Origin of the sequence: Myroides indicus, from assembly GCF_004364575.1 — a bacterium.
Lineage (GTDB): Bacteria > Bacteroidota > Bacteroidia > Flavobacteriales > Flavobacteriaceae > Flavobacterium > Flavobacterium indicum_A.
This window is the reverse complement of record NZ_SOAG01000023.1, coordinates 45,201-56,269: the sequence shown is the minus strand read 5'-3', so window position 1 is coordinate 56,269 and position 11,069 is coordinate 45,201. Positions and strand designations below refer to the sequence as shown.

Below are 11,069 nucleotides of genomic sequence, written 5' to 3'. Positions count from 1 at the left end.
AATCAAAAGGATTATAAACCACAATTTTATTTGTTCAAAAAACAACGAAAGAGAATTGAAACCTTGTTCTCGCAATTGTGCGACCAATTTATGATGAGACGTAATTACGCCAAGACATTTGAAGGTTTCAAAACCAGATTATTAGCTAAAATAACGGCGTTAACAGTTGTACAATTCATCAACAAAGAATATTTCAATAGGAATATCAATAACTTAAAAGTGTGTATTATTTAAAATGCACAACGGGTATTATTTATATATACCAGATTAATCCACAATTAAAAAGCTTCACAAAAATGTGAAGTTTTTTTATTTACGTAAAGCACTCTAAAAAAATACATTTACTTACTTTAAAGTTATTTAAATAAGATAAACAAATTAATTCTTCACACAAAATATCGCTTTCGAGGTGTCCTTTTCGGTGTCACCCTTAGTATAAAAAAGACGCCCCATATAAAAAACCCTACTAATAGTGCCCTGAAATATTGTATCTAATCCTGTCAAAGAAGTAGCCAGCTATAGAAGATTATTAAATATTACAGAGTCAAATACAAAAAAATCAAATTATAATCTAACCTGATTAAGTTAAAAACTCCTTCAAAGAATTTTATTTGAGCTTCACTATTCAAATCAATACAATTATTCACTATTATTGTACGCCTGACAATAATACATAACATTAAAATAAGCCTTTAACCTTTTTGTATGCCACACATCAATAACAATTTTGCCCAAAAACAGCGAACATAATTTTCTAACACATGAAAAAAATAAAAATAATATTAATAACATGTTTCATTATATTGGCTTAAATGATATTTTCAAAGATCATGATGTCCGTGAATTAAATCCAAAAATTCAAATCATTGACGATTACATATATGTACCTACAAATTCTGGTATTTTCAGGAAAAACTTAGCTATACTAAATGATACGATTTGGGAATCTTTTGCTTTTAAAGATATCCCTATCAGGGATTTTGTTAAAAGTAGAAATAAAATTTTGGCTATTACGCCCAAATCATCAGATAGTTTGATGTTACTATCGCTTGATAATGGAAACTCTTATATAAATTATACTAATAGCCATTTTTTCGAATATGAGAATTTTAATTCTCTTCACCGCATCTCCCAAAACAAACAAAATCCAAACTTAATTGTCGTCCTACAGGATCATTATGGTGTTTCTAAGTCTGAAAATTTCGGATTTAATTGGAATAATCTCAATGCTTGGTCTGGAGGTTATCAAGAAAAATCTGTTGAATTCCATCCAAATGATAGTTTATCGATCTATTATACGGGAGAAACTGAACTTTTTAGTTCCTATACTCAAACCTCAAATGACGGCGGATTAACATGATCTATTACTGAATTTATACAAAACAATTGTACACATCATCTAGCATTTAACCCATTAGATCAAAACTCGATATTAGCAGGTCAGGAAGGTCATATTTCCAAATCGATAGATAAAGGGCTTACATGGTTACCACCCTATGCTCTCAGTGAATATTTGTATATATACAAAATTATTTTTGATGAGACAAATCCCGATATTATCTATGCGACGGGTGCTTTAAATGGTCCTAATAATAGCATTATCATTTATAAATCTGTTGACAACGGAAACAGTTGGACAGTCTCTTTTCAAGAGACATTATATGATTGTGGTGGAGTTTGGGATATGGTACAATATCAAAATAAACTCATATTATTATCCTAAAAAAAAGGAGTTTACATGTTAGAAACCAGTAATTTATCTACAGAACACTTTCCTTTTAATGATAATTTTTATATCTACCCTAATCCTGCTACCTCGACTCTATATTTTAGCAGTTTGAATGAAATCAAAAGGATTCAGATTACAGACTTTACGGGTAAACTCATAAAATATTTTGAACCATTTTCATTCAAATCAAATGAAATTGATATATCAGATATAACAAAAGGTATTTACTTTATTACTTTTTTTACTGACAAAGAAAAAGTAACTAAAAAAATTACAATAAAATAACACAGCATAATATTATATTATCCACTTCAATGATTATATTTTATCAATTCTAAGCAGTAATCATCTTCATTTATGATCTTAAGGAGCTCAAGCACATTATTAAAGAATTTTTTAGATGGGAAGTAAAAAAATAAACTATACTTATGTTTTAATCGCTATTTTTATAAACAAAATCATCAAATAGCATAGTGGCATTAATAAAATACAAGATTAATTGAAAACAAATAAATCTTACAAAAAAATGAGCCTGTAAATCTAATTTTTTATAATTCATAAATGAATGTTATGCCATAAAAAGGATATAATGCAATTTTTCATCAGAAAAATAGTTTATAACTTCACTTAAAAACAACACTTTTGACTGAGACAAAATGACAAAACAGCTAACAATAAGACAGGAAACGCTGCATGATTTCAAAAAAGTTTTTGAAATTAATTGTAGTGCCTTCGAGCAAGCTAATGAAGCTAAATTGATAGATGCTTTAAGAAAAAATCCGACGGTTTTTGTTCCGGAACTATCCATAGTAGCCTTAGAAAATGATGAAATTGTCGGACATATTTTATTCACAAAAATCAATATAAAAGACAGAAAAGGCAATTTTCATCAAAGTTTAGGGCTTGCGCCAATAGCTGTTATCCCTGAACAACAAAAAAAGGGTATTGGTACAAAACTCATCGAACACGGACTTGAAAAGGCAAAAAAAATGGGCTTCAAATCAGTTATTGTCTTAGGACATAAAAACTATTATCCGAAATTTGGCTTTAAACCTGCCGACAAATGGAAAATAACAGCTCCCTTTGATGTTCCTGCAAATATGTTTATGGCGATTGAACTAGAAAAAGACAGTCTTAAAAATATATCCGGAACTGTTGTTTATCCCAAAGAATTTGAAATTGCAGGATAAAATCTAATTCAACAAACAATGAGCCAATATCCCTTTAAAACTAATAAACGGAAACAATTTTATAAAAAGAAGAAATCGCAAGTGATGAAATAGAACACTTCACATTAGCTGATCTGCATTAGCAAAACAGGAACTAATTACAGCATCTCTAACCTATCTATGGCGTGTTTTAAAGTAATATATTATGGCTATTTTTTATAAAGATATTAGAAAAATATCCAATATATTTCACATTAATAGAAAAAAGTCATAATATACAAAATATTTTCCCTCATTTTAATTAATTACCAAACTGTATTTCAAGTTTATTTTGTAAGTTTGTATATAGCAGTCTCTAATTAAAATCTTTATTTATCATGCAAAAAAACAACTTTTTTAAAATCGCAATAAGCTGCCTAATTGCAATTTTATTTGGCACAGCACAAGAAATAAATGCTTGCACAAGAGTAGTCTATAAAGGACCTCAAAATACCATCATAACAGCTCGTTCGATGGATTGGAAAAGCGAAATTGATGCCAATCTCTGGATTTTTCCAAGAGGTATGGAAAGATTCGGAAATGTAGGTGATAATTCCATTAAATGGACATCAAAATACGGAAGTGTTATTACCAGTGCATGGGATATAGCTACTACAGACGGAATGAATGAGAAGGGGCTTGTTGCCAATGTACTGTGGCTGGTAGAGAGTGAATATCCTCAATTTAATCCTCAAGGCTCGAAACCAGGTCTTACAATTTCTGCGTGGGCACAATACGTTTTAGACAACTTCGCTACAGTTAAAGAAGCTGTGGATGAACTGGGCAAAGAAGATTTTGTTATTGTTTCTGATTTTATTCCCGGAACAGACAAGTTTACAACATTACACCTCTCCCTATCTGATGCGACCGGTGATAATGCTATTTTTGAATATATAAATGGTAAATTAAAAATTCACCATGACCCTTCCTATACTGTAATGACTAATTCGCCGATATTTGAACAACAATTAGCCATTAATCAATATTGGAAAGGAATTCCGGGCACAATTATGCTTCCTGGTACGAATAGAGCCGCAGACAGATATGTACGAGCCTCTTATTATATTGATGCCATACCTCAAACTACAGATACCCGCACCTCAATTGCCAGTGTATTTAGCGTAATCCGTAACTGTTCAGTGCCTTTTGGAATCTCCTCGGAATCAGAACCTAATATTTCTTCTACCAGATGGAGATCGGTATCAGATCAGAAGAATCTGGTTTATTATTTTGAAACCGTTCAAACGCCGAATACATTTTGGGTGGATTTAAAGAAAATAGACTTTAGCAAAAAAACAAACGTTAGAAAGCTAAGTGCCAGCAAAAATGAGACTTATGCAGGAGAAACTTCTAAAGAGTTTGTTGTGACTAAACCTTTTACATTCTTAGGAATATAATCAAAGAGTTTATTGTAATAAATAAAAAAACAGAGCTGAGATAACAATTTTGCTCTGTTTTTTACCCCAAAATATTGGTGAATGTATCCTTATCACAATAAAATCAAACAACGAATTAAAAACGGCGAATTAATAAAATACGAATTTGTCAATAAATATAAAAATATAAGCCCTTGCTTAGTGTTGTACTTTAATACCGAACCTTATATAAGACCTATAAGAGAACATCGTTTTTCCGAATACAGATTGCTTCTAAATAGGGAACATTTTTAATTAAACAGCCTGACATAAAGTTTTTAATTTATTCATTATACTCAAAAAACACCGGAGCTTTATTAAAATGGCGAAGAATTCCTATATTTAGAACTAAAATTCTTATCAAATAAATCTATAATCAGAAAATAAGATTTTATTCAAAAATAGCCTTATTAGCTATTTAAGAGTATTCTCCGGTACGTTAATTGTTATGGATAGGATTATATTTGGCTCTTAAAATACCCCCATATGAGGTATTTTCATACAGGATCTATTAACAAGTAATTTACAGTATAAAACATTTTAATATCGGTGCATATTGGTGTGATGAGTTATAATTGAAAAATGAATTCGAAAAAATACAGCACTAGAAAAGTGAGATGACCTAGTTAAAAATCAAAAATCGCAATCTGAATCAGACAACTTAAAAACTTTTCCCGAACATATTCATAGTTATATTTTTATTTATCATCGTTTCGAAAACAGCATCCTATATGTAAAACAATGCATTTGAAACATTAACAGGATATAAGGCAACACGTTTAATCCAGACAGCCTTATTCAAATGATTCACCCAGAAGATTTACCATATTTCTTAAACTCCAAAGAAAGTCGATTAGCTTTTACCAATAAATTAGTCTTTAATAGGCATTTTAAATATACTTTCATATTCATATCGAATTAAAACAAATAAAAACGAATATATAAGGGTTTTACAACAATGCCAAGCGTTGGAAGTCAATAATAGCAGCCACCTGACAAAAACGTTAGTCATTCACAAACGCATAAAAGATTTTGATATTCGCCACGAAGATGATTATAATATTTTTGATAAATCCCAGAATGTTTATATAGACCAATAAAACTCGTACAACCTAACATCCAGATAATTAATGATTTTAAATCTGATTAAACAGGGATTAAATATTTTTCAAATTTCTGAAATGTTGAAAATAAGTAAATATACCGTTATCATACACAGAAAAATAAATTAAAATAAAAGCTTTATAGAGTTGATAAAAAAACAAGTATAAGTGAATTTGAATAATGTCGTAGGACGATTTTTATCAATGACAAAAAAAAGAGATAGCTTTCACTATCTCTTTTTGCTTATCTATTTTAATTATCAGATACTGTAGTTTTAATTAGCATACTTATATCATAAACAACTAAAACAGTCGTTCTAATAATTCAACTTAAGACCTAAACCAAATCCCATATCACTGTCGTAATGTGTTCTTACGCTCATATTTCGATTTAGAATATAGCTTAATCCACCCATGTATTCTTTATCGGTATTGACCATAAAACCGGCACGAATTCGTTTAGAAATCGGAATATCTTCTCGCATCAATTGCAATCTAACATTTCCGTCATGATAAACTTCTGCCTGAAAATTAACCAACATCGGCAACGTGTAAACAAATCCGGCACTTACTAAAGCTCGTTCGTCTTTCGTATTTTTTTGCCCAAAAAGATTCTTTTCTACTTCATGATGTCCCATTTTTCGGTAACGCCAATCAAAACCTACAAATACCTGAAACCATTGATTGCGACCTAAAAAACGACCTAAATGAGTTTCGACTTCATAACCATGCATATTGTTGTATCCCAAAGCCCATTCAGAAGTTAGTGCCCAACGAGCATTTTGCAACATCAACATTCCATCATTTCCATTGGTTGCAAAATCGTTTTCAATCATAAAATGCGTCATATTACTTTCGCGCTGTAACATTTTATAGGCTTTTTCTTTATTAGGCAATAATGGATTTTCATAATTTCCGACTTCGAAAACGCGATTCATCCCTGCCATCATGTGATACAAAATATGACAATGAAAAAACCAATCGCCTTCGGTATTTGCCTGAAATTCTATTACATTGGTTTCCATCGGCATAATATCCAACACATTTTTTAAAGGCGAATAAACACCGTTTTTATTAATCACTCGAAAATCAAAACCATGCAAGTGCATCGGATGGCGCATCATAGAATTGTTGTATAAAGTAATACGCAGAATCTCGCCTTTTTTAACCGGAATTTTATCTGTTTCAGACATCACTTTATTATCCATACTCCATACATAACGATTCATATTACCGGTTAATTCGAATCGTAATTCTTTTACAGGAGCTTCTTTTGGAAGTTCTGTATTTTCAGGAGATTTCAACATTCCGTAATTTAACGTGGTAATGTTTGAGGATGTATTTCCGTGCGAAGAATGATCCATTTCGCTCATTTCTGAATGATTCATTTCTGGATGATGTTCTTCAGGAACTTTCTCTTTTTTTGAGATTTTCTTTTGTGCTTCACCTGTAATTTCAGGATACATTATGGTATTCATATCCATTTCTTGCAAGCTCATTTTCATTCCCATATCATTCATTGTCCCGTCCATGTTCATCATATCGTTCATCATCTTCATTCCTTCGAAATATTTCAACTTCGGAAGTGGTTCTATCAATTGCTTTTTTCCTTCGCCAATAAACAAAGATGTTAAAGAAGTGCGGTCTTCGGGAGTTGCCTGAAATTCGTACGAAACGCCTTTTTCGGGAATCGTTACGACTACATCATAAGTTTCGGAAACTCCGATAATTAAACGATCTACCTCAATAGGCTCTACATCATTTCCATCGTTTGCTACAACCGTCATTTTTCCTCCTGCATAACGCAGCCAAAAATAAGACGAAGCGCCTCCGTTCGAGATTCTCAATCGTACTCTATCGCCTGCTTTAAATTGTTTCAACTGACTTTCGGGTAGTCCGTTTATTAAAAACTTTTCGTAATAAACATCACTTACATCCATTGCCAACATACGCTTCCATTCGTTTGTCAGTTTCGTTTTAAAGTGTCCCGCACGAATCGCTTCTGCATAACTTTGCGTCGATCCTTTTTTAATTCCAAACCAATCATTCGCATTATGCAGCATTCGCTGGACATTTTCAGGTTTTAAATCCGTCCATTCGCTCAGCATAACCGGAACCGTTGGCAAATCATCGATCCCTTTTCTAAAAGTCGGATCATTTTCTCGCTTCTTTAAAATCATAGAACCGTACATTCCGATTTGTTCCTGATATCCGGAATGGCTGTGATACCAATGTGTTCCGTTTTGAATAATGGGAAAGGAATATGTATAAGTAGTTCCCGGTTCAATCGGCATTTGTGTAAGTAAAGGCACACCGTCTTCTCTATTTGGAAGCCACAACCCGTGCCAATGCAAAGACGTACTTTCTTTTAATTCGTTGTGAACGCGAATAACCGCTGTATCGCCTTCGGTAAACTCTAAAGTAGGCATTGGAATTTGACCATTTACCGAAATAGCTCTCTTTTCTTTTCCCGAAAAGTTCACAATCGTATCGCGAACAAATAAATCATATTCTACGCGTTTTTGTGCATATAAATTAAACGAGACAACAAATGCGATGAGTCCAAAGAACCAATTCTGAATCTTAAAATCTGTTTTCATAACCCTACATTATTTTAAAGTTTCTACTGTACTTCCACACGAAAGCATTTGGTTTCCATAAAACGGATTTTTGATAGACGAATCTTTGCTTAACCAATTCGCTCCGCCTTCAAACATCGGGCAATTTTGATAATAAATGGCAGATTTTAGTTTAACGTTTTTTGCCAACTCGTACATAGGATCGGTTAGCTCGGCAAAAAGCTTGCGTTGTTTTTTCAGATTTTTTTCTTGAATAATTTTATCGATTATATCTTTTAAAGAGGTTAGTTCTTTAGCAGAAACAGCTTCTTTTTCGTCATTATTCAATACCTTTTTAAATGCAGTTGCTTGTTTTAAAATTTCGGACTGATTTGCTTGCACAAAAGCATCTTTCATCTTAAAATAAGCATCAAATATCATTTGCGATTTATCATTGGTTTGCACTTCATGATTTGCATGATCCATTTCGGTATGTGATTGCATTTCTGAGTTATTATGCATCATACTGGAATGTACCGAATGATCTATCGATTTCTTATCGCGTGTATATTGGCAATCTTTCGCTAGTTTTTCATACACATTATCCGGAGCAAAATAAACATCATTGTCAAATCCGGCTAAAGCGATTTTTTTCAGAATGGCTTCGGAAGTTGTTTTGGTTTTATCAAATGTCAAGATCGCAGTTCCTTCTTTAACATTATACGAAACTGTAGAAATTCGTTTTTGACTTCCTGCTGTTTCGATTATTTCTTTTGCAGAAACGCAGTTTCCTTTTACTTTAAAAGTTTTTGTTTCAGCATTCTTGATTTGGGCAAAAACAGTAGCAACAGAGAACAAACTCATTGTTCCCAATAAATATATTCTTTTCATTTTTAGAAGTTTAAATTATATAAAATCCCCTGTTACATCTTTATCAAAAAGACATAATTTGGGCTAGCAACTATAAATTTAAACTTATTTTAGGAGGCTGCCAAACGACAAAAAAAAGTTCTTTGACCAAAAACTGTATAAAAGTTTCCGGCAGTTTTTTTTCGTTTAAAAAGCTGATTTTTAAATCCTCTTTCTCTAAAACACCAACAAATAAAACCAGGGTATTACATAGATTAAAACAGCAAAAGTTTTCATGGCACACATTGTGTTGGGATTTTGTGTTTTTCTTGCAACAATCTTTTTCTTTTAAAGGAGATTCACAGCATGAAGCGGTTTCGTTTGAGGACTGGATTTGAGCAAAAGCGCTGCCTGTTGTTAAAAAACAACTGAATAATACTATAAATATTATTTTGACAAACCGAATCATAACTACAAAATTAAAAAGATAAATCATTCATTTTTTAACTTTAACTTTTTTTCAACGAAAAACCTAATAATACTTTATTAACAGCCAAACCATAAAATATTATTTCTCAATTTATTCTACTTAAGCATTGTATTTTTTAGCCCTGCTTCAATATTTTTCCACAAATAGTTAAAAACTGACCGGTCAATATTTCGCTCTGCTGTTGCACTTCCTTCCTTAAAATGATCATTATTAGCCAAACTTTCCTTTCTGACAAAAAGATTAGCAACTGCCGACAAAAGTTTTCTCTTCTTACGCCTCTTATTGAGAATGGTAACTTTAAAATCTTGATACTTTAAGCGCATATCAATAGCAGAATTTAAGTTATTACCGTAAATTGTAAAATAAGTTTCATCCAGCACCCCCTCTAACATCACATTTAAATTGGGTGTTGTAAAACTGTTGAGCGCCGCTGCTTCCAGCTTTCCTAATGTTGCTTTAAAAACAAATACATCTTCAGGATTGAGAATATCAAATTCCCACTTTACATCTATCGGCGTATTATCCATAAACTTTGCTTTTATACGAGCTTCTGTCAGATGATTTTCATCGTCATAAACATTGCTCAAGTAATGTATTTTTGCCTCCAAATCCGAGAACCAGATTTTGCCTGCAGAGCGGTCGTTGTGTATTTTCTCTTCATAGGTAACCGCTGCTTTTTCCAAATAAACAGTATCTACAGAAAGTAAAAAAGGTAAAGAACGAAGTGATTTACTATAAAGAGGCTTCTCAGAAAAGTCGTCTGCAACCCTTTTATCCCTGTAAATCTCGGCTTTAGGTTCTTTAAAATATAATTGGTTAATATATACTGAAAGCGAATCTGATTGCTGTTTCACATTAAAATCGTGAGCTCTTATTTCAGGAATAAATAAATCGACATAATCGCGTTCTTTTTTAATTTTTGTCGATAATATCTCTTTACTATCCTGAGTCTTGATAGAAAAATCTCTTGCTGAAAGTTGCCCGTCTTCTAACTTCAGACTAGCCACGGTCAGTAAATCAAACGAATTAAGCCACACCGAAAAATTATCGGTTTCAATCTCATAGTTTTTGTATCGAAAAGGAATTTTATCACTCATTGACTGCTTATTTATTTCTATCCCCTTAAAATTAAAATTGCTCTCCGTTAACCTTAAATACGGCAAAGTATCTTTCTCATATAGAATCACATCCATTCCTTTTACCAAAAATTGACCAATAAATAAAGACGGCCCTTCTTTTTCATTTGGACTGCTCTTAAAATCTGTTTGAAACTCAGTCGTTTTATCCAGCCGTATTAAAGGATTTTCAACGGCTATACTTCCTATCTTAATTTCATTGGCAAACAACAGCTTAAAGTAACTCATCTCTAAAATAGAAACTTTGTCAACAGAAATAAATTGTTGAGGGAGAGAATCAGACGCTGCCTGTTTTAAAGATAATTTTAAATGCTGAATATCTAAAGCACCTTTCATTACCGAAACAGAAAGTGCATAGTCATTAAGCTGCAAATTGGATGGCAACTGTTCAGCAATACCTTTTTTAATTTTATGTTCCAAAATAGGAGAAACAAATAAAACAGCAAGGAAAAGCAGAGCAAGAATTCCTGTCCCGATCCAAAAAACTATTGTCCATTTTTTATGCATATTTAAAGATAATAAAAAAACATAATAAGTTTACAAAAAACAATAGACAATACTTCAATATCGTGTTATTTACC

At 32.1% G+C, this 11,069-nt stretch carries 9 protein-coding genes; 6 read left to right on the top strand and 3 right to left on the bottom strand.

Annotated features, from left to right (window positions below):
• The 6 genes from C8P70_RS10280 to C8P70_RS10255 form a co-directional block, all read left to right on the top strand.
• The coding region (locus C8P70_RS10280) for a transposase (RefSeq protein WP_166666184.1) at positions 1-234 on the top strand (234 nt) is incomplete at its 5' end.
• Positions 235-790: 556 nt separating this feature from the next.
• Positions 791-1,360: a hypothetical protein gene (locus tag C8P70_RS10275; protein ID WP_133713238.1), complete on the top strand. Its 570-nt coding sequence runs from the start codon at positions 791-793 to the stop codon at positions 1,358-1,360.
• Positions 1,361-1,513: 153 nt separating this feature from the next.
• Entirely contained in the window at positions 1,514-1,723 is a 210-nt protein-coding gene (locus C8P70_RS10270) for a hypothetical protein (protein ID WP_133713237.1), read from the top strand.
• 15 nt (positions 1,724-1,738) lie between these two features.
• On the top strand, positions 1,739-2,014 hold the full coding sequence (locus C8P70_RS10265) for a T9SS type A sorting domain-containing protein (RefSeq protein WP_133713236.1): 276 nt from the start codon (positions 1,739-1,741) through the stop codon (positions 2,012-2,014).
• A 371-nt stretch (positions 2,015-2,385) separates the two neighbouring features.
• Positions 2,386-2,919, top strand: a complete 534-nt coding sequence (locus tag C8P70_RS10260) for a GNAT family N-acetyltransferase (protein ID WP_133713235.1) — start codon at positions 2,386-2,388, stop codon at positions 2,917-2,919.
• Positions 2,920-3,275: 356 nt separating this feature from the next.
• Positions 3,276-4,334, top strand: a complete 1,059-nt coding sequence (locus C8P70_RS10255; RefSeq protein ID WP_133713234.1) for a linear amide C-N hydrolase — start codon at positions 3,276-3,278, stop codon at positions 4,332-4,334.
• A 1,438-nt stretch (positions 4,335-5,772) separates the two neighbouring features.
• On the opposite strand, the gene C8P70_RS10245 is transcribed toward C8P70_RS10255, so the two are convergent.
• From C8P70_RS10245 to C8P70_RS10235, 3 genes are all read right to left on the bottom strand, one after another.
• Positions 5,773-8,055, bottom strand: a complete 2,283-nt coding sequence (locus C8P70_RS10245) for a multicopper oxidase family protein (protein ID WP_133713232.1) — start codon at positions 8,053-8,055, stop codon at positions 5,773-5,775.
• A 9-nt stretch (positions 8,056-8,064) separates the two neighbouring features.
• Positions 8,065-8,904 (bottom strand): DUF3347 domain-containing protein, encoded by an 840-nt coding sequence (locus C8P70_RS10240; protein WP_133713231.1) that lies wholly within the window; start codon positions 8,902-8,904, stop codon positions 8,065-8,067.
• A 543-nt stretch (positions 8,905-9,447) separates the two neighbouring features.
• Positions 9,448-10,995, bottom strand: a complete 1,548-nt coding sequence (locus tag C8P70_RS10235) for a hypothetical protein (RefSeq protein ID WP_133713230.1) — start codon at positions 10,993-10,995, stop codon at positions 9,448-9,450.
• Positions 10,996-11,069 lie beyond the last annotated feature (74 nt).

Excerpts from the sequence above, each read along its gene's own strand:
- C8P70_RS10260 (WP_133713235.1), top strand. The coding sequence starts at position 2,386 with ATGACAAAACAGCTAACAATAAGACAGGAAACGCTGCATGATTTCAAA.
- C8P70_RS10235 (WP_133713230.1), bottom strand. The coding sequence starts at position 10,995 with ATGCATAAAAAATGGACAATAGTTTTTTGGATCGGGACAGGAATTCTT.
- C8P70_RS10240 (WP_133713231.1), bottom strand. The coding sequence starts at position 8,904 with ATGAAAAGAATATATTTATTGGGAACAATGAGTTTGTTCTCTGTTGCT.
- C8P70_RS10245 (WP_133713232.1), bottom strand. The coding sequence starts at position 8,055 with ATGAAAACAGATTTTAAGATTCAGAATTGGTTCTTTGGACTCATCGCA.
- C8P70_RS10265 (WP_133713236.1), top strand. The coding sequence starts at position 1,739 with ATGTTAGAAACCAGTAATTTATCTACAGAACACTTTCCTTTTAATGAT.
- C8P70_RS10255 (WP_133713234.1), top strand. The coding sequence starts at position 3,276 with ATGCAAAAAAACAACTTTTTTAAAATCGCAATAAGCTGCCTAATTGCA.
- C8P70_RS10275 (WP_133713238.1), top strand. The coding sequence starts at position 791 with ATGTTTCATTATATTGGCTTAAATGATATTTTCAAAGATCATGATGTC.